Annotated in this window: 17 protein-coding genes and 1 pseudogene; 7 read left to right on the forward strand and 11 right to left on the reverse strand. The window is 27.4% G+C overall.

Translation table 11 applies throughout. The features are described 5' to 3' along the window. A pseudogene (locus F811_RS16710) lies at positions 1 to 1077 on the forward strand (hypothetical protein); the annotation flags it as partial. 219 nt (positions 1078 to 1296) lie between these two features. On the opposite strand, the gene F811_RS0103855 reads toward F811_RS16710, so the two are convergent. Together F811_RS0103855 and F811_RS0103860 are read right to left on the reverse strand one after the other, a co-directional pair. Then, positions 1297 to 2340, reverse strand: coding sequence for a hypothetical protein (locus tag F811_RS0103855; RefSeq protein ID WP_020003974.1), 1044 nt, complete (start codon positions 2338 to 2340; stop codon positions 1297 to 1299). Next, positions 2328 to 3080, reverse strand: coding sequence for a hypothetical protein (locus F811_RS0103860; RefSeq protein ID WP_020003975.1), 753 nt, complete (start codon positions 3078 to 3080; stop codon positions 2328 to 2330). The genes F811_RS0103855 and F811_RS0103860 overlap by 13 nt, the downstream gene beginning before the upstream one ends. A gap of 225 nt (positions 3081 to 3305) precedes the next feature. Between F811_RS0103860 and F811_RS0103865 the strand changes: the two genes are divergently transcribed. Then, positions 3306 to 3974, forward strand: coding sequence for a phosphatase PAP2 family protein (locus F811_RS0103865; RefSeq protein ID WP_020003976.1), 669 nt, complete (start codon positions 3306 to 3308; stop codon positions 3972 to 3974). Here the strand turns inward: F811_RS0103865 and F811_RS0103870 are convergent. Further along, on the reverse strand, positions 3965 to 4564 hold the full coding sequence (locus tag F811_RS0103870; RefSeq protein ID WP_020003977.1) for a class I SAM-dependent methyltransferase: 600 nt from the start codon (positions 4562 to 4564) through the stop codon (positions 3965 to 3967). The genes F811_RS0103865 and F811_RS0103870 overlap by 10 nt on opposite strands. A gap of 85 nt (positions 4565 to 4649) precedes the next feature. Between F811_RS0103870 and F811_RS0103875 the strand changes: the two genes are divergently transcribed. After that, positions 4650 to 4928: an acylphosphatase gene (locus F811_RS0103875; RefSeq protein WP_020003978.1), complete on the forward strand. Its 279-nt coding sequence runs from the start codon at positions 4650 to 4652 to the stop codon at positions 4926 to 4928. A gap of 26 nt (positions 4929 to 4954) precedes the next feature. Continuing rightward, positions 4955 to 6775 (forward strand): LysM peptidoglycan-binding domain-containing protein, encoded by a 1821-nt coding sequence (locus F811_RS0103880; RefSeq protein ID WP_020003979.1) that lies wholly within the window; start codon positions 4955 to 4957, stop codon positions 6773 to 6775. A gap of 430 nt (positions 6776 to 7205) precedes the next feature. On the opposite strand, the gene F811_RS0103885 is transcribed toward F811_RS0103880, so the two are convergent. The 3 genes from F811_RS0103885 to F811_RS0103895 form a co-directional block, all read right to left on the reverse strand. Next, the gene (locus tag F811_RS0103885) at positions 7206 to 7634 is read right to left on the reverse strand and encodes a hypothetical protein (protein WP_020003980.1); all 429 of its coding nucleotides are present in this window, start codon (positions 7632 to 7634) and stop codon (positions 7206 to 7208) included. A gap of 34 nt (positions 7635 to 7668) precedes the next feature. After that, positions 7669 to 8169 (reverse strand): hypothetical protein, encoded by a 501-nt coding sequence (locus F811_RS0103890; RefSeq protein ID WP_020003981.1) that lies wholly within the window; start codon positions 8167 to 8169, stop codon positions 7669 to 7671. Between the two features lie 148 nt (positions 8170 to 8317). Then, positions 8318 to 8944, reverse strand: a complete 627-nt coding sequence (locus tag F811_RS0103895) for a hypothetical protein (protein ID WP_020003982.1) — start codon at positions 8942 to 8944, stop codon at positions 8318 to 8320. 856 nt (positions 8945 to 9800) lie between these two features. Between F811_RS0103895 and F811_RS0103900 the strand changes: the two genes are divergently transcribed. From F811_RS0103900 to F811_RS0103910, 3 genes are all read left to right on the forward strand, one after another. Further along, positions 9801 to 10718 (forward strand): Rpn family recombination-promoting nuclease/putative transposase, encoded by a 918-nt coding sequence (locus tag F811_RS0103900; protein ID WP_026364334.1) that lies wholly within the window; start codon positions 9801 to 9803, stop codon positions 10716 to 10718. Between the two features lie 336 nt (positions 10719 to 11054). Then, on the forward strand, positions 11055 to 14189 hold the full coding sequence (locus F811_RS0103905) for an efflux RND transporter permease subunit (protein ID WP_020003984.1): 3135 nt from the start codon (positions 11055 to 11057) through the stop codon (positions 14187 to 14189). A gap of 114 nt (positions 14190 to 14303) precedes the next feature. Then, positions 14304 to 15278, forward strand: coding sequence for a sulfurtransferase (locus tag F811_RS0103910; RefSeq protein WP_020003985.1), 975 nt, complete (start codon positions 14304 to 14306; stop codon positions 15276 to 15278). A gap of 53 nt (positions 15279 to 15331) precedes the next feature. On the opposite strand, the gene F811_RS0103915 is transcribed toward F811_RS0103910, so the two are convergent. The 5 genes from F811_RS0103915 to F811_RS0103930 form a co-directional block, all read right to left on the reverse strand. After that, positions 15332 to 15778: a hypothetical protein gene (locus tag F811_RS0103915; protein WP_020003986.1), complete on the reverse strand. Its 447-nt coding sequence runs from the start codon at positions 15776 to 15778 to the stop codon at positions 15332 to 15334. A gap of 755 nt (positions 15779 to 16533) precedes the next feature. After that, positions 16534 to 16761, reverse strand: a complete 228-nt coding sequence (locus F811_RS17160; protein ID WP_083921306.1) for a hypothetical protein — start codon at positions 16759 to 16761, stop codon at positions 16534 to 16536. Between the two features lie 7 nt (positions 16762 to 16768). Then, positions 16769 to 17365 (reverse strand): leucine-rich repeat protein, encoded by a 597-nt coding sequence (locus F811_RS15980; protein WP_020003987.1) that lies wholly within the window; start codon positions 17363 to 17365, stop codon positions 16769 to 16771. Positions 17366 to 17510: 145 nt separating this feature from the next. After that, positions 17511 to 18482, reverse strand: coding sequence for a leucine-rich repeat domain-containing protein (locus F811_RS0103925; protein WP_020003988.1), 972 nt, complete (start codon positions 18480 to 18482; stop codon positions 17511 to 17513). A gap of 398 nt (positions 18483 to 18880) precedes the next feature. Continuing rightward, complete coding sequence (locus F811_RS0103930; RefSeq protein WP_020003989.1) at positions 18881 to 19450, reverse strand: hypothetical protein; 570 nt, start codon at positions 19448 to 19450, stop codon at positions 18881 to 18883. Positions 19451 to 19587: the final 137 nt, after the last annotated feature.

Below are 19587 nucleotides of genomic sequence, written 5' to 3' on the forward strand. Positions count from 1 at the left end.
TTTGGTGTTAGCAGTTATAAAATTGTAGAGTTTAAAGATTATATATATTTAATAGGTTTAAAAGAAGATTTTGATGAGCAAAATCCAAGCGGATGCCGAAATGAAAGTCAGGGACCATTTACAACAAGTAAAAATGTTTATTATAGAATAGATAAAAATAAAGATACTTCTATAGGTGCTAATTGGGAGAAGATTAATACGCCTTGGGGACAAAGAAGCAATCTTAATGTTCGCTATGATAAAGATAAAATATATGTTACAAAAGGCGAAAGAGAATATTGGGAATGGATAAGCCCTCCTTATTGGACTTCTAAAAAAGAGTCTTTTGAAAATGATAATACTATATGGTCAACCACTGACGGCGTAAATTGGCAAGTAGAGCCTAATTCCTCAGCTTATGATAATGCTGATTCGGTATATTCTCGTGATTCTTATGTTGGAGGAGATTTACCACCTATACAAAAAAATATAAGAACTCCTGAAGAGCCTAATTGGATAAAACTTGATAATGGAAGATATTATAAATCTGATAATTCTCCTTATTCAACTTATACAATAAATAACAAAACTTATTATGTTCCTATTCCTCCTTATGAAGAAATAAGAGCTGCTTATGACAGCGGGCAGGAATATTTTACTATCACAGAGGCTCATATAAAGAGTGCTGGACTTAATCAGTTTTTAACCAAGGATAAAGAGCCGAATAAAGATGAAGATTGGACAGTAATAACTCCTATAGACTATACGGATAAATTAATGGTATGGCAGAGCGGAGGCGAAAAAGTAATGCTTAATATTAATAATAAGGCAGTGCAGCTTGTAGACTATGAACAAATAGAAGTTATGTACAATACCATTAAAGAATATTCTATTGTAATAAATTATTTGAGAAAAACAGCAAAAGAATTGAGAGATGGAACTTATTGGAGTGATGTTGCCAATAGTTATATAAAAGATGTACGTGTTGGTATGGAGTATGATGCTAGGGCTGATATGCTTGAGCTTTTAATGAATAACAGAGAATACATTATGCCCGATGAGGCTGTTACGCATTATACTGTGGAGTTTAAATATTAATAAAGTATTTTATATATTATACTTGTTTTAAAACTACTTTAAAACAATTTTATGTTAAGATTATATAATATAAATTATATGTTTAAGCTATATAAATATATTTATTTTGGTTTTTAGGTACTAACAAATTGAGTTTTGAAGCAAGTCTATTGTAATTACCAAAAAAATTCAATTATTAAAAATAAAATATTATAAGTTTATTTTTTAGCTATAATAATCTTATCTGGTGAACATCTTAATAAATCTTTCTCTGTATTTATACGTTAATAATTTTTTATTATATAGTTCTGATAAAGTTTTAATTTCTGTATTGTCCATATTTTCTGTTTCTATGGCATATATATAACTATCTTCTTTAAAACCTTTTATCATAATATTAACATAATTACTAAATTTATTAGTAAGGAAAATCTTAAAGAATATTATTGAACAAGTTAATATTAAGGAGTTTACTATTACATATATTAATATAAACATATAATAAGGATATGTGAAATCTTTTCCGCTTCCTATAAATAAGAATCCGTTTCCCTGCATAATAGCTGCTTCAAAAAGTAAATGTCTGCTTTCAAAATCTTCCCAATCATCGGTTCTATATTTAAGTTCATTTTCATAATAAATTACAGCCATATTGTAGCTTTTAGCAAATCCCTCATATTCTAGTTTATCGTTATCAGCATTTTGAGAGAAAGCAAGTTCTGCCTCATATATAATCTCATTTTTTGTGTTTTCATAAGAGGTAATGATTTTATTGTCAAATACCCAGTTTATCACCCCGTATAATACTATAAATATTATAGCCATAATTATAGAAATAGTTATTATAAAATATGATGATAAAAGAGAATAAAAACTGCTTCTATTTTCACAGCTAAATAAATAAAAGAAATATATTATATGTGATATATAAAATATGAATAATACATGATAGCCTCTTGTAAGGAAAGAAGCGGCTATATTTTCTCTTAAAAATACTCTGTTTAAAGAGAAAAAGTTAGTTATATAAAAAAGCCCTAATATTGATAATATAAAAGGCACTAAATATACAACAAGATAAAAGAAAAGTTCTATTCTTGAGTATCTGTTCATCTTATAGAAAAAAACACATACGAAATAAAATGAGCATAAAAACTCTATAAACATTAATACTCTCATAACATAAGTATGCATATTCACTATCATATATGCACACATTGATATTATAGTCAAAGATGATACAGCAGCTACTATAAAAGTGATATTATATTTTGCTAGTTTTTCCACTTTATTTCTCCTGTTTTTGCTTTATCATATATTACTTTAACCATTTTATAATCCAGTCCCAAAAAAGAAGCATTATTTACCAAGTTATACAAAGCACTTGAAAATATCGGCTGAGTATTCTCTATAATTTTATCACTATAAGGATATGAAGCCATTATTCTTGACAAATTAAAAAGTATTGCTATTAATTTAGAAGAACTTGAAAGCTCATCATTTATTATAGAATACGGCAAAACACTTTTAGCTGCTATTGCTATAAATATAGGATTAATATGCTCAAGCGTGGATATATTTGATATTGAGTGCTCTATCATTTCTCTGGCTTTATCTATAAACTCCTTTGGTTCATATTTATATTCATAATATATAGGAAGAGAAGCTATATAACTTGTGTGCATTATATCCCTTAATACTAAGAGTACAGATATATAATTTATAAGCTCATTATTATTAAGTTCAAATTTATCATCATTAATAATTTTATCCTCAATACCATTGCCTTTAAGCCAAGAAATTGAGATTATCTGTTTTATTATATCATTTTCCAGTATAGTATAAGTATATGATATATAGTCCAAAAAGGCCTCGTTACTGTTTGATCTTCTTATTAAATTGATAATAGAGTCTCTTTGAACTTCTAATGTATCATCTGAACCAGGTATATGAGAAAGAAAATCAAAGTTTATTTTATTTTCAATATATTCTATAAACTTTTCATATGCATCATTTCCTACAAGCACATTATATATCCTAAAAATTTATTTTTTAATATTTTGAAATTATCTTCGGAAACTTTAAAAAAATACTAAATATTTTAAAATATTTACATATATTAGTGATATAAAAATATTAAATTTGTTTGTATATTACAAATATATTTTTAATAATATAAAGAATTGATAAATAGTTGATTTATTTGTATTTTATGATATTTTATTAGTGTAGTTAAAAGTTGGACTTCTTTTATGGATAAAGAAAAAAATAGCGAATCTAAAAGAATAAAAAAAAGAAGAAAGAAAAAAATCAAAAAAATTCTCAAAAAAAGAAGAAAGCAGAAAAGAATTAATTATATAAATAGCCTTCCTTTAATAAAGTTTATGTCAAAAATAGATGATAAACTATTTTTAAAGATTTTTAAAGATAATAGAAAAGGTCCTGTAAAAACATTTATGAAGTTTATGAGCAGAATGGGAGACGGATATATATGGGTTTTACTTTACCTCTTATTTTATATGTTTAGGATAAAATACGCAGCTTTATATTTTTCAAGAGCAGTAGCAGCAGTATTTTTATGTATATTTTTATTTTTGTATATAAAAAGTTTTTTCAGCAGAATACGTCCGTATAAAAAGCATGATAAAGTACCTATAATGTATCCTCCTGATAAGCATTCATTTCCATCAGGGCATACTATGGTAGCTTTTGCGATATCTTTTTGTATGGGAAGCTATAGTACATATTCAGCATTATTATTTTACCCAATAGCCTCTTTAATAGCATTCAGCAGAGTATATGTTGGACTTCATTATCCGCTTGATGTGGTATGCGGTATAATATTCGGTACTATAATAGGTTTTTTATCCAATTTGGCTTTCTTTCATATAACAGGCCTTCCTATATTTGGTCATTTATGATTATTTTTATTTGCCTTTTTTAATCTCTTTTTTATTTTATTTGATGGTATATTATTTCGCTTTTCTGATATAAATATATGATATCCGTTTTTTTCTATTATTTTTACTCCGCCGAAAACAGAAGTTAATTTGTTTTTATACCAATCAAGCCTTTTAGTAACCATAACAAATCTTCCATTTAATATTAATTTATAAAAACCTTCTTCTATAAAATGTTTTGCTGTAGAAAAATCACTGTGATACGGCGGATTTGAAAGTATAAGAGAAAAATCTTTATAGTTTATATTTTTAAGCCCATCGCTTTTTATAATACTTATATTTTTAAAGCCGTTTAATAAAGCATTTTCTTTCGATGTATTGACAGCATTGTCATCTATATCGCACATTACAACTTTGTCTTCTCCAATAATTTTTGCTGCAAGTATTCCTACTATTCCATAACCGCATCCCAAATCAAGAACCTTGCTTTCTAAACTAAAATCAATTTCTTCAAGCATAGATAATGTGCCCGTATCTATTTTTTTGGGAGAAAAAAGTTTATCATCAGTTATAAATTGAAGTTTTATATTTTTTATTTCTATATTAATCATTATTATAATTTTATATTGTTTGTATAAATTGTCAATTTTTATGTACAGTATAAATTAACTAAAATACTTTTCCGATAATCGTAGTATGTTTAAAGTAGATATTATATTAAAAGGAAGAGTTCAAGGCGTAGGTTTCAGATACTATGCAAAGCAAATAGCTGATGAGATGAAAGTCAGCGGAAAAGTATGGAACAATTATGATGGTTCTGTTGAAGTAGTGGGATATTTAGAAAGTAAAAAGGATATTGATGAGTTTGTGGAAAAAATAAAAATAGGTCCTCAAATGTCAAGTGTCAAAGAATCTACAGTTACTATTACTCCTTCTGACCCGCTTATAGATGAAGTTTTTGAAATAGCAAATTAATAACCTTTACTTGAACTAATAAAATTATGAAAAATGTTTTTAAATATGCATCTGTTATAGGATGTACATTCTTTAGTATTAGCTTTGGGGCTAATTATATAGATTATAAAGTAAAAAACGGTGATACACTCTATGGTATAGCATTCGCTCATGATATGAGTGCAAGTGAGTTTTTAAAATTAAATAATATCAAAGACCCTAATGAATATAAATTAAAAGTAGGAGAAACTCTAAAAGTAAAAGAGGCTGGATACAGTTTAGTATATGACTCCGAAAATAAAGTGTATGGTTTGAAAGGAGAAGAGAACAAATCATATAAAGACTATAAAGTAAAAAATGGGGATTCTTTATACGGCATAGCATTCTCCCATGGTATGACAGCAAATGAGTTTTTAGCTATTAATAATATTAAAGATCCTAACAAATACAATTTAAAAATCGGAGAGATTCTAAAAGTAGCAAATAATACTTCATCTGCTTCTAATAACTCATCTAATTTATCTCCTTCTGAAGATAATGTTTCAGAAAAAAACTATGATACATACAAAGTAAAAAGCGGCGACACTTTATACGGCATAGCTTTCTCTCATGGTATGACTGCAAGTGAATTTTTAAAAATTAATAATATTGATGACCCTAATAAATATAAGCTCTACGTAGGAAAAACTATGTATGTAGCAAAATCAGAAAGAGCTGAAAAAGAAAATAACAATAATTCTAATATTCAAAAAGAAGTTGAATACTATACTGTAAAAAGCGGAGATACTCTATATGGCATAGCTTTTCAAAATGATATAAGTGTTAATGAATTTTTAAAAATAAATAATATTGATGATCCTCTTAAATATAAATTAAGAACAGGGGAAAAATTAAAAATATATGCAAAAAGCTCTTCAAATGCACAAAGCAAAACTATAAAAACATATAAAGTAAAATACGGCGATACTTTAGGGGAAATAGCAGTAAAAAATTCTATGTCATTAAAAGACTTACTTGCATTAAACGGATTAAAAAGTAATTATGTTCTTAAAGTAGGTGATACTCTAAAATTATATGATAATGTTAATATAAACACATCATCAAAGCCTTCACAGTACAGAACATTAGAAAATTATAAAGTAAAAAGCGGAGACACTTTAAGTGAAATAGCATTAGCCAGAGGAATGGATTTAGTAGAATTATATTCTTTAAATAATATAAATGACAAATATATATTAAAAATAGGCGATACATTAAAAGTATATGCCAATTCTCCAAAAACATCTACATTAGTTACATCTATCTATAAAGTAAAAAGCGGAGATACTTTATATTCTATAGCAAAAAGTCATAAAATGGATTTGAGAAGTCTTATGCAGCTTAATAATATAAAAAACGCTAATGAATATAAACTTTATGTAGGAGCCAGCATAAAAGTACAAACTGTGAAAATGATATCATATTCATTTAATGATGACAGTATATTACCTGAAAGTTCTTTTATATGGCCTTATAGAGGTATAATAGTTTCTGGATACGGAGTAACTTCTGATAAACTTGCAAACAGAGGCATTAATATTTTGGGAGATGTAGGAGATAAGGTTGTAGCTTCTGATGACGGAATAGTTGAATATGTTGATAATGTACGAGGATTTGGTACAGTTATTATATTAAAGCATAAAAATGGATACAATACTTCATATGCTCATTTATCAAAAGCTAATGTTAAACTTGGAGATATTGTAAGTAAAGGCGAATACATAGGAGATATAGGAGACACTGGTATGATAGACAGAAGCGAGCTTTATTTCAAGATATCATATCAAGGAAGGGCAATAGACCCTACAAAGCTGCTTCCTAGAGGCTAGTATATACTGAAAATTTTTAAGTTTGTCAATTTTTTTATTCAACTTTTTCCCGCCGCAAAAAGTGCAAATATAAGAATAATACTAAATAGTACTAATTATGTTTTATATGTAGGATAAATTATTAAATTTATCCTGAAATATAGCCTTTCGCTACCGAAGGTACGCAGAGCGTGCGGGCTGTGCCTGCTTCTTTGCGGCAATACCATACCTAACGGTACTTCCTTTGGTCGCAAACTTCCTACGGTCGCAAAAGAAGTGTGGTGCTGCGTAGCACACAGAGTGGTGGGCAAAGCCCTGCAAATATCTTAAATTTAAAAAATTAATTTTTTGACAAACTGTATTTGTTTAGGTATATACCTAAACAATTATAATTTTTTTAATAGTTAAACTGCATGTTTTATAACAGTTTAACTATTTTTTATACTAAATATTATTTTTGGTTAGTGGCATTATATTCTTTAATCCATTTTTCCATTTCTGTTATATTAGTTTGAAATTTCTTTGTAAGCTCATCATTATAGTAGAATTCTACATTATTACTGTATAGCACTGCATTTAATTTGTTTCCATCAAGAGTAAAATAAAAATCCTCTTTACTGAATAACTCCATAGTATATACAGCTTCATTCTTACTTTTTATTTCTTTTACAGAAGTAGCAGCTAAAGTTATTAATGAACCTAGAGGATCAATCACAGTTTTTTCATCGCCCACCAAAACTTTATCTGCTATAAAAATTATTGATTGATTTTTAGTGTTTGTGTAGAATTTATTGCAGGCATTTTTGAACCAGCCGTCATCTTTACTTTGGCATGATATAAATAACAATGCTGAAACTGCTATTAATAATTTTATTTTCATTTTTATTCTCCTTAAATTTTAAATTAATTATTTTTTATTCTCTGAAATTAGGATTATGTTTTAATGTGCCTTTTATATAATAAACATCATCTCCTATAGTAAGAGAAGCATTTATATAAAGCTCTGATCTTTCATATTTAAAAGTTGATGTTTTAAATATTATAGGCGTATCATTATTTTCTGCATATACTACTGCATGTATAGAAAATTCTGATGAAGATATTTCAACTATATTTTTTGCTTGTATTTCACTGTTTATATATAAATCTTCTAAAAGCAGTTTTATTAATAAAGTACCATTATCTCTGTATGTATTTCTAGAACCCAGAACTCTCATTTGTGTTTCACCTAAAGAAGAATTATTTTTAGTTATTTGTACAAAGCCCACACAAAATCTGTCATTCCAGCTTTTATTTATACCTGTTCCATATTCAGGCACTCTTACAGTATTTTGTTTTGTATATGATCTTTGATTAAAATAAAATAAACATATTAAAGATAAAGCAAAAATAAAGTGTATATTTATTTTTTTCATTATTTTTTATAATCCTTTTTATATTTTTAAATTTATTAAAAGATAATATTAACCCATTTTTATTTTGATACTAAAAATCAAGGGTTTTACTTGATGTTGTATAAAGTAAAACCCTTTTTATATTTTGTTTAGAAATAGGAATTATTGTTTAATATTTAGGCTCTATAGCTCCTGTTCCATTTATAGCTGGTCTACCAGATGAAGCATGTTTTATTCCATCTTCTGTTACAGTTTCTATAGTATAAATTTCAGTTACAGGTTCTGCATCTTTTACTGTTGTTGTTTTTGTTAAATTTACTTTCATTTTTAACCAAGCTCCTGAAATATTAAAGCTTTCAGCTTCTAAATCAACAGTTACAGTTTTATCAGCAGTTTCTTCTAAAGTATAGCGAGTTTTTATAGTATAGTTATTATTATCACCTTCAACTATATTTTTTGCAGGTATTTTTATAACATCTGCTGTAAAACCAATATTTTTTAATAAAGGCATTTTTACTAATATACTTTTATCAGACTTCAAAGTATTTAATATAAAATTATTATAATCACTAATTTCTTCGTTAATATTTTCGCCAACAACAGTTACTTTATTGCCTGATTGTGCAGGAAACTTTCTATCTCCATAGCTATTATTTATACCTGTACCGTTTTCTGGAATTGTAGTGCTTCCGCCGCCGTTATCACCAGGTCCTGTTTTGTCTTTGTTGGAACAGCTGATAGATAAAAGCCCTGCTAAAAATAAAGTGAAAATAATTGATAAAATCTTTTTGTTCATATTGAACTCCTTTGGATTGTTTTTATATAAACATGCATTCATGTTTATTGCTAGCTATCATACCATTAATAAATATTTAAAATCATTTAAATGTTTAAATACATTTAAATATCTATTTAAATGTATTTAAACATTTATTTTAATATGAATTATAAATCGTAATCTGAAAAAATCAATACAAATTTAAATTTTTTTGATATTTATTCTTAAATGATATTTACTTCATATAAGGTATTAAATATTAATAAAAGCATAATATGAAAATTACAGATTATAATATTATTTATGAAAAATTATTAAAATGATATTCTTAATAAATGTTTATTATCTTTGTTTTTGAAATACTTAAAAACTTATTTATAATTTTTTATAATTATTTTAAATATGATATTATTTTACAAAGCTAAAAGGTTATGCATTAGCTTTTTATTAACTGATTTTTATAAAAACATCTGTATATACTAAAAATTTTTAAGTTTGTCAATTTTTTGTTCAACTTTTTCTAGCCTTCGTTCTGCGGGTTTCGCCAAAGTTTTTGCCAAAGGCAATGCAATTGCTAGAACTTTATATTTTAAATATACGTATTAAATGTATGGTAATACCTAAAATTTGGGCTAAAAATGCAGTTCTTTCACCGAAGGTGTACAGCGTATGGTTCTTTTATATCATGCCACGGGCGGACAGACGTCATAAAAGAACTGGGGTGCTGTGTAGCACACAGAGTGGTCACTCGTGTACTTCGTAAGGGCAAAGCCCTGCAAATATTTTAAATTAAAAAATTAATTTTTGACAAACTATATTTGTTTAGTTATATACAAAACTTTACTTTTATAATTATTTTTTGTATAATATCATTATGAAGAGAAAATGTATTAATGTTTTAAATGATTATTTTATGAGATATTTATTCTCATCTAAAGACAGTAATTTTATATTATTAGATTTTATTAATTCTATAATGCTTGATTCTAACATGAAAACTTTTAGAAGTGTAGAGATTTTAACACCTTTTAACTATAAAGAAAATTATGAAGACAAAGAGACTATTGCAGATGTTAAATGCATAACTCAAAATGGCACAGTTGTTATAATAGAAATACAGCTGCAAGGTAATTCAAGATTTCCAGAACGAATATTATATTATTGGGCATCTAACTACAGTAAGCTATTAAAACATGGTGAAAAATACGATGCTCTAACTCCAGTAATTAGTATTAATCTTCTTAATTTCAATTTAGATGATAATGATAATGTACACTCTTGCTATATGATTTACGACACAAATAACAAAAGATTGCTTACAGATCATTTACAAATACATATAATAGAATTAAGGAAGTTTAAATATAATCTTCTTGAACCTGATTTAAATTGCTGGATTAAATTTTTCACTATGAAAGAAAAAGATAATAAGGAGCTTATAATGTCAGAATTAGTAAAAGAAAAACCTATAATGGAAGAAGTACAAAAAAGATATAATAATTTTATTAAAGACAGACTTATGATGAATGAATACGATAAAAGACAGGCATATCTATATGGCAATCAAATAATGCTGGAAGAAGAAAGAAGATTAGGCATTGAAGAAGGTATTAGACAAGGTATAGAGAAAGGTATAGAACAAGGTATAGAACAAGGTATAGAACAAGGTATAGAACAAGGTAAAAAGGAACAGCAAATATCTATAGCCAAAAGTTTCAAAAATGCAGGTATAGATATGAAAATTATAAGCGAAAATACAGGCTTAAGTATAGAAGAAATAAAAAAATTATGAGTTATTACAGTGTAACTTTATGTATATATTAAGTAAGTAATTTTTTATGAAATAAATAAAGAAATATAAAAACTGCAGTAGAATTTTTTTTATATAATAAATAATTGTGTTTTATTAATTTTTGATAAATCTAATTATAGCTTATAAATCATATTTTTTTATTTAGTGTACAAATCTAGTAAAAACAAATCTAATGTATAATTTTTATAGGATTGGCATAACATCCGTTTTTTGAATTTAAAACTTTTTTTACATTTTATCGTCTAATATGATATAATAACTAAATACACATTATGTTATTAAAAAGATAAAAAATAAAAATTAAGAAATTGTTTTATGAGTAAATTAATAGAAATAGTTGTAAAAAGACCTGTAACCATACTTATGGTAATAGTTTCAATACTTATATTAGGGCTTATTAGTTTATCTAGGCTTTCTATAGATTTTATGCCGAATATGCAGATTCCTTATATAAGTATATATACAAGCTATAAAAATTCTGGACCTGAAGAAATAGAGAAATCTGTTACAAAATTAGTTGAAGGTGCTGTTGCAACTGTCAATAATATAAAAAATATAACTTCCACTTCAAGAGAAAATTCTTCAAATGTACTAGTAGAGTTTAATTGGGGCACTGATTTAACTGAGGCAACGGAAGATATAAGAGAGGCATTAGAACAGGTTACAGATTTGCTTCCAGACAATGCAGATAAACCAGTGATAAGAAAATTTGATATGGACGATACATCGTTAATGGAAGTTGCTGTTTACGGTATTGATGATCAGTCTACATTATATAATATAGCAGATAATCAGATAGCTCCGCAGATAAAACAGGCTAAAGGTGTGGCACAGGCTGAAGTTATGGGAGGATTAAAAAGTCAGATAAAGATTGATGTTAATCTAAACAGATTGAAAGCATATAATATCAATATCAATGAAATAGCTTCTGCATTATCACGCGATAATAATAATCTTGTAGGCGGTCAGGCAGATCAGGGATTTTATAAATATACTATAAGAACTATGGGGGAAATAACTAGTATTGATGATATAAAAAATACCACTATCACTTTAATAAAAGACGGAGAAAATAGTTCTGTAATAAAGGTTCAGGATTTGGCTGAGGTGTATGAGGGGTATGATGATAATGTTAATATTATAAGAGTTAATGGAGAGAATTCTATATCAATAGCTGTAAGTAAAGAGTCTGGGGCTAATACTGTAGAAGTATCAAAAAATGTAATAAAGCAGCTTGAAGAGTATAATTTTCCAGACGGTATAAAATATCAGATAATGTTTAATACAGCAGACAGTATTAATGAATCTATAAGCGGAGTACTTGATGCGGCTTGGCAGGGAGGACTTTTTGCGGTTATAGTGCTTATGCTTTATATGTGGAATATAAGAACCGTATCTATAATAGCAATATCAATACCGCTTTCTATAATAGTAACTTTTACACTAATGTATTTTATGAAAGTTACTTTAAATGTTATATCGCTTTCTGGTCTTGTTCTTGGAATAGGTATGATGGTAGATAATTCTATTGTTGTACTTGAAAATATATTTTATTACAGAAATAACGGATTTGGAAAATATTCTTCTGCTATAAACGGTACTTCAAAGGTGTCTCTTGCAATTTCAGCTTCCACTTTTACAACTATTGCTGTATTTTTGCCTTTTATTTATCTTGAAGGTATGGTTAGCCAAATGTTTAGAGATTTATGTATAACAGTTACAATATCAATGATAGCTTCTTTATTAGTTGCTCTTTTGATAGTACCTATGTTTGGGGCGAGACTTGTTACAAATAAGAGATTAAAATTATTAGGCAAATTAGAAATTCTGACTAATAAATACATACACAGCAATATAAACAATATCTATAATAAAATACTTTCTTTTTCTATTAAAAGAAAATTAGTAGTACTTCTTCCTTCTATGATATTAGTATTTTCTGTTATAATATTCGGTTTAAAATTCATAGGTAAGGAAGGCTTTCCAAGAACAGATGAAGGTCAGTTTATGGTTCTGGTAACTATGCCTATAGGTACTAAGTATGAGCAGACACAGTCTTTCGTGGCATTAATGGAAAATGATATAAGAGAAATTATTAAAGATGATTTAACTAGAATTCAGTCAAGAATAAGAAAAGGAAGCGAAGCAAACAGTGCTAATATAAGAATACAATTAAAAGCAAAGAATGCTGGAAGAGTTGGTGATATCAATGAATATGCCGAGAGAACAAGAGAAAAACTTCAATTATACCCTGCTAGGATAAATGTAATATTGTTAGGATCAATGTCTAGTTCTTCAGGCGGAGAGGCTATAAGAATAGAGATGCTTGGAGATGATACAGTTCAGGCTAAAGAGCTTGGAGACAGAATAGTTAGTGCAATATCCAATATAGAAGGTATAAGAGGAGCCATGGTTGATATTGACGAATCAAACAGAGAACTTCAGGTATATGTTAATAGAGATATTGCTGCCAAAATGGGACTTAAAGTTAATGATGTAGCAAGAATAATAAATACCAGTTTTGCAGGAAGAACTGCAACTACAATTACACCTGAAAATTCTGATTATACTGATATAGATGTTAATGTTCAGCTTGAAAATATTGACAGAGTTACTATAGAAGATGTAGAAAAAATAAGCATACCAGTTAAAGGAGTATTAATACCTTTATCTTCAATAGCTGATATAGTAAAAAGTTACGGACCAAATAGAATAGAGCGAAAAGACAGAAAAAGATTTACCGTTGTAATAGCAAATACTTACGGAAGACCTTTGAATGAAATAATAGATGAAGTAAAAGAGGTAATAAAAAAAGATGTATTTGTACCAAGCGGAATATCTATAAATTACGGAGGTGATTTTGAAGATATGAATGAGGCATTTGCTCAGCTTTTACAAACTTTAATATTGGCATTGGTATTAGTGTATGCAATAATGGCTAGTCAGTTTGAATCTTTGATAGCTCCTTTTGTAATAGCATTTGCAATTCCTTTCGGTTTTGCAGGATCACTCGCTGCCCTTATAATAACAAATACTACTTTAAGTGCATACAGTGCTATAGGCTGTATAGTACTTATAGGAATAGTTGTTAATAATGGAATAGTTTTAATTGATTATATGAATCAGCTTATGCATGAAAAGCATATTAAAGGTGATGAGGCTGCTTTGATTGCAGGGCAAAGAAGATTAAGACCTGTACTTATGACTACTTTAACTACTATACTTGGTATACTTCCTATGGCTTTAGGAATCGGAAGCGGTAATGAAATGTACAAGCCTCTTGCTACTGCACTTCTTGGCGGGCTTAGCGTTTCTACATTATTTACTTTAATAATAGTGCCTACAATATATGCTGCTATAAGAAATAAAATACCTCTTAAAGATTATGACCAAAAAGACAGAGACAGTGCTAATGATTTTGCTTTAAATGATGCTGTTAATAATATGTAAAATATTTAAAATTATTTATTAACATTCTAACTAACATTATAATAAATCATTGACGAATATTATAATTATAATATAATCTTATTCATACAAATTTATTTCGGGAGAAAAGAAAGTATGAAAAAGTTTTTATTTTTTTTAATTCTAATATTATCTCTATTAGCTTCCTGTTCTAAAACAGAAACTAATTCAAATACTAATCAGTCATCAGTAAATGCTTCCCCTGTTGAAAAGACAAGAGTATATGTAAATGCTGATTGGGTGAAAAGCGTTATAGACGGCAATCAGCCTCAGTCATCTAATTATGTTATTTTAGAAGCTTCTTGGGGAGATGCAAGTGCTGATTATAAAAAAGCCCATATACCGGGTGCATTGCATATAAATACCGATTTGATAGAAGAGCCTGAGTATTGGAATGTAAGAACACCTAAAGAAATAGAACAGGTTATGAAAGATTTCGGTATATCAAAAGATACTGCTGTTATAGTGTATGGAGAGCCTTCTCCTGCTGCGAGAGTTGCAACTACTCTTCTTTGGGCTGGTGTTGACGAGGTGCATGTATTAGACGGCAATTTGAAAGCATGGACTGATATGGGTTATGCAACTTCAAGCAGCACTGAAAAAGCTAAACCTATAGATGATGTTGGAGTTACAGTTCCAGCTCACCCAGAATATATTATATCACTTCCAGAACAGATAATAGAAAAACAAAAAGATCCTAATTTTAAACTTGTAAGTATAAGAAGTTGGGACGAGTTTACTGGAAAGGTAAGCGGATACAGCTATATAGAAAGAGTAGGAGAACCTAAAGGTGCTGTTTGGGGAAGAGATGAATTTGATTATGTTGATGATAATGGTAAAATCATAAGTATAGATGAAGCTCAAAAAATATGGAATGAATGGGGAGTCACTAAAGATAATGAAATATCATTCTACTGCGGTACTGGCTGGAGAGCTGCTATACCATTTTTAATAGCTTATCAGGAAGGCTGGACTAATGTAACTTTATTTGACGGCGGCTGGTATGTATGGCAGATGAACCCTGAACTTCCTGTTCAGTTAGGAGACCCTAGAGAAAATACTAATAATTAATTTATAGTATAGATTCTAATTAAAGCGGACATTATTTTTGTATGCCCGCTTTTTTATTTTTTAATATTTTTTGATGTTATTATAAATAAATATAATGACGTTTTCATAAGCTCTGCTATATAAACTATAAAAAATATTAAAGTCATATAATAATATGCTAATAAACTTTCTCTTGAGAACATTCTTAAAAAAATAATAAAAAGTATTCCCAAAACAAACAGAGAAATATTTAAAAACATCATATATTTATTATTATGTATTTTTGATTTTAAAAAATAAAAAAATACAATAGCAGCAAGTATAATTATAATTAATACTATAAAAGATACTGCATTTATTAGAAAAGGCATGTTATAAATAGTTTCAATTTTTTTATTATAATATACAAAATGTCTCATAACTCCCATTTTCTTTTTTGATAAAAATTGTAATGCAAATGCTGATATTACAAATAAAACTTGTATTACTGTTACATAAATAAAAGATATTTTTTTAATCATATAAACAAACCATTTAAAAAAAATTAATTATAATGTTTAATTTTAAATTTAATATATAAATAGTCAATAGACATGCTGCAATTTTGCACATTTATATAATGTTATATAATAATTTAAAATAATATTTATAATTTTGATAATTTGTAATTTTTCGTTACGCAGAGCGGCACTACTGTGTGCTTCTGCAAATAATAAATTTGAAAAAATAATTTTTTGACAAACTGTATTTGTTTATGTATACCTAAACAATTATAATTTGTCAAAATTAATTTTTATATTTTTATTATTTTCGGGGACTAGACCCACCGCTCTGCGTACTACGTAACACCCCACTTCTTTTGCGACCGTAGGAAGTCTGCGACCAAAGGAAGTACCGTTAGGTATGGTTTGCCATATATGAAGTACGCCTCACTCTGTGTGCCGTAGGTAGGCGATAAGCAGGCACAGCCCGCCGCTCTGCGTACCGACGAAGTCCGCCCATGGTGTCGGCAGTGAAAGGCTATATTTTAGTCTAAATTTAATAATTTATCCTACATATAAAACATAGTTAGTACAATTTAGGATTATTTTTACACTTGCACTTTCGCGAAGCGTATCAGAGCTTGTCGAGTATATAAGGTTCTTTTGGCGAAGCCCGCCGCTCTGTGGAAGGCGGGAAAAATAACAAGAAAAAAATTAATAAATTTAAAAATTTTCAGTATATACTAGAAATTTTATATAAGTTCAATAGTAAATAATATTTAAATCATACATTTTTATCTTGTGACTGTTTCAAAATTATATCCTAAAAATGTTTTCCAAGCTGGATCATTTGGATTAGAGGCATTAGGAATTTTTAGAGTTTTTATCTGAGTGCTTGAAAAAATTTTCCCATCAAAAGTTATATTATTTGGAGATGTTCCTAAATATGTAACCGTAATTAATTGAGATCCGCTTGAACCTGAAAATGCACCGCTTTTTATAACCTTAACAGAAGCTGGTATTGTTAATTCAGTTAATGCTGTAGAATACTGAAATGCATTTTTTTTCTATAGTATAAATATTATTTCCTAATGTTAATTTTTCTAATGAATAGTTTAAAGCAAAAGCATTATCATTTATAGTTGTAACAGAATCAGGTATTTTTAATTCTTTTAAATTATTATGAAGTCCGTAAAAAGCAAAACTTTCTATAGTTCTTATAGTATTTTCTGGAAATATAAAGTTAAGCACTATATTTTGAGAAGGTTTTCCTGTAAACATAGAACTATTTATTATACCATTTTGAAACTCAATATTTCTTATATCCATAGTTATATCAGAGACACCGATTTTCTCTGCCTCATCTATTACCAAACATGATACAGAATTTTTCTGAGAATATTCTAACTTAGGCACACCTATAAATATGAGTTTATAATAACCATTATCTTTATAATACTCCTGAAGTCTATCTCTTATCTGACTGCTTATAACATAATCCTCAAGCCCTACATCAATACCGTATTTCATTACCTCTTTATCAAGAATATCAATAGGAGAATTAAAATCAGAACATGAAATCAGTAATACTAATGAAAATATTGTTATTATAATTTTTTTAATCATATATATTTCCTACTCTATTATGATATCATTATAATACAAAAAATCAAGAAAGAAGTTTTACATAACAAAAAACTTTTGACTTTAATTTAATAAAATAAATAAAAAAAAATAAAGCCAAAAGCTTATATTACAAAAAATATATATGTTACTGCTTTTTTACAGTTGTAAAATTAGCTCCCAAAAAAGTTTTCCAAGCAGAATCATTGATATCTGAAGCATTAGGTACTATTAAAGTAGTGAGTTTATAACAATATAATAAGGCGTCATTATTATTTATATCCGTTGGAGAAGTACCATAATATATAACTGTTGTCAAATTAGGGCAGCTTAAAAATGCTCCCATTCCTATAGTTTTAACAGATTCAGGTATAGTTATTTTCTCTCTAGCTTCACTTTGAGCAAATGCTCCAATACCTATTGATATTACAGAATTTGGTATAACTAACTCTTTTAAATATTCTAAAGCTAGAAATGCATAATCTCCTATAGTTTTAAGACCATTACCTAATGTTAATTTTTCTATATTTTGGCAATTATTAAATGCATAATTTTCTATTGATGTTATAGAATCTGGTAATATTATTTCTCTTATATTATACAAATTATCAAAAGACATGCTTGCTATTGTTTTTATCTTATCTTCTGGAAATATAAAATTAAGATTTATAGTATCATCAATAGTTTCTCCAGAAAACATACCAGTATTTATAGTTTCATTTTGAAAATCAATATTTCGTATATCAATATCTATATTTTTAGCATTATTAACTTTCATAGCTGATTTTACTATTAAAATAGAAAGAGATTCCGCTTTACCCATATAATCTTTAGGAATGCCTGTAAATATCAATCTATATGAAGTCATCTCTTCATAATAGGCTTTTAAATTTTCTTCTATCTTTTGGCTTATTACGGCATCATCAAGACCTATATCTATACCATATTTTGATATTAATTCTTCTTCTGTTGGTCCTGATGGAGGAATTGGTTCTACAGTACCGCCTCCAGACTGGTTATTTCCTCCGCTAGAAGAATTACCGCTTGGTGATATAATTTCTGCTGAACATGATACAAATACTAATGCCGACAATAATATCAATAAAATTCTTTTAATCATTCTCTATCCTATAAATTAACACTATTATAATAATAACAAAAATTATAAATAATATAATTTAAGTATAAAAAAAAAAAAAAAAAACAGCAATAGAAATTACTATATTATAAAGATTTTTATTTAATTTATTTTTTATTATAGAATAAATTTACATAAAATATTTTATATATTAGCAATAAAACCACACAAACAAATATAGTTTATAAAAAATAAATTCCTTAATTTTAAATATTTGCCCACAGTTCTTTTATTAGTAGCCAAAAATACAGAAATTGATAAATTCTAATTGTTTATCTATACCCTATGATATCAAATACAAAACTATTAAATAACAAAAAAACTTATACTGCTTTATTTAATTAAAACAGTATAAGTTCTTTATATTTTTAGTATGATAATTATAATATATCTTTTATTTCTACAACTTTAACTTCATCTATAAATAGATTCATCACTACTAATTTAATGCTTTTTGTTTTAGCTTCTATATTTGAAGCTTGTGTCAAATAATAATAATTGCAGCCCTGAACTATTTGATTTCCCAAATAAAGCTCAGCTTCATAATCAAGACCTAAAACATTATGCATGCCTTTTTTAAATAATTTAAGTAACTTATTAGCTTCTATAGAATCAATTATTCTTATAGGAGCTTCATCTTCTCTAGAACATATTATACCACCAATTGGAGAAGCTGAACTTTCTAATATAGTTTCTCTTCTTACTATACAAGTTTTTCCTGTTTCATTAATATTTATCACTATTAATTCATAATAAGGTCTAGGATTAAGTACAGAAGGCTCATTTCTGGATATATAAGCATGATTTATACCATGAACTACTTGTTTTCCTAAATAAAGCATTAATTCTCTGCGTACTCCTAATAAATTAGTTGCTCTTTTAAAAATATCTTCAATATCTTCAGGTATGTCATTTTTTTGTATTACATTTATTTCAAAACTTCCTACCATAATAAAAAACTCCTTAAATTTATTTTTATATTTTTATAAAATTATAAAGAAGTTACATATTATGTAAACTATATATAGTTGGTATTTAAACGAAATATGCAACCGATAACATGATATGTTTGATTTGTAAAAATAAA

Origin of the sequence: Brachyspira innocens ATCC 29796, from assembly GCF_000384655.1 — a bacterium.
GTDB lineage: Bacteria > Spirochaetota > Brachyspiria > Brachyspirales > Brachyspiraceae > Brachyspira > Brachyspira innocens.

What these genes read in the sequence shown, in the direction of transcription:
- F811_RS0103870 (WP_020003977.1), bottom strand. Translation starts at nt 4,564, where the DNA reads ATGATTAATATAGAAATAAAAAATATAAAACTTCAATTTATAACTGAT.
- F811_RS0103895 (WP_020003982.1), bottom strand. Translation starts at nt 8,944, where the DNA reads ATGAACAAAAAGATTTTATCAATTATTTTCACTTTATTTTTAGCAGGG.
- F811_RS0103875 (WP_020003978.1), top strand. Translation starts at nt 4,650, where the DNA reads ATGTTTAAAGTAGATATTATATTAAAAGGAAGAGTTCAAGGCGTAGGT.
- F811_RS15980 (WP_020003987.1), bottom strand. Translation starts at nt 17,365, where the DNA reads ATGATTAAAAAAATTATAATAACAATATTTTCATTAGTATTACTGATT.
- F811_RS0103925 (WP_020003988.1), bottom strand. Translation starts at nt 18,482, where the DNA reads ATGATTAAAAGAATTTTATTGATATTATTGTCGGCATTAGTATTTGTA.
- F811_RS0103865 (WP_020003976.1), top strand. Translation starts at nt 3,306, where the DNA reads ATGGATAAAGAAAAAAATAGCGAATCTAAAAGAATAAAAAAAAGAAGA.
- F811_RS0103910 (WP_020003985.1), top strand. Translation starts at nt 14,304, where the DNA reads ATGAAAAAGTTTTTATTTTTTTTAATTCTAATATTATCTCTATTAGCT.
- F811_RS0103915 (WP_020003986.1), bottom strand. Translation starts at nt 15,778, where the DNA reads ATGATTAAAAAAATATCTTTTATTTATGTAACAGTAATACAAGTTTTA.
- F811_RS0103880 (WP_020003979.1), top strand. Translation starts at nt 4,955, where the DNA reads ATGAAAAATGTTTTTAAATATGCATCTGTTATAGGATGTACATTCTTT.
- F811_RS0103905 (WP_020003984.1), top strand. Translation starts at nt 11,055, where the DNA reads ATGAGTAAATTAATAGAAATAGTTGTAAAAAGACCTGTAACCATACTT.
- F811_RS0103885 (WP_020003980.1), bottom strand. Translation starts at nt 7,634, where the DNA reads ATGAAAATAAAATTATTAATAGCAGTTTCAGCATTGTTATTTATATCA.
- F811_RS0103930 (WP_020003989.1), bottom strand. Translation starts at nt 19,450, where the DNA reads ATGGTAGGAAGTTTTGAAATAAATGTAATACAAAAAAATGACATACCT.
- F811_RS0103890 (WP_020003981.1), bottom strand. Translation starts at nt 8,169, where the DNA reads ATGAAAAAAATAAATATACACTTTATTTTTGCTTTATCTTTAATATGT.
- F811_RS0103900 (WP_026364334.1), top strand. Translation starts at nt 9,801, where the DNA reads ATGAAGAGAAAATGTATTAATGTTTTAAATGATTATTTTATGAGATAT.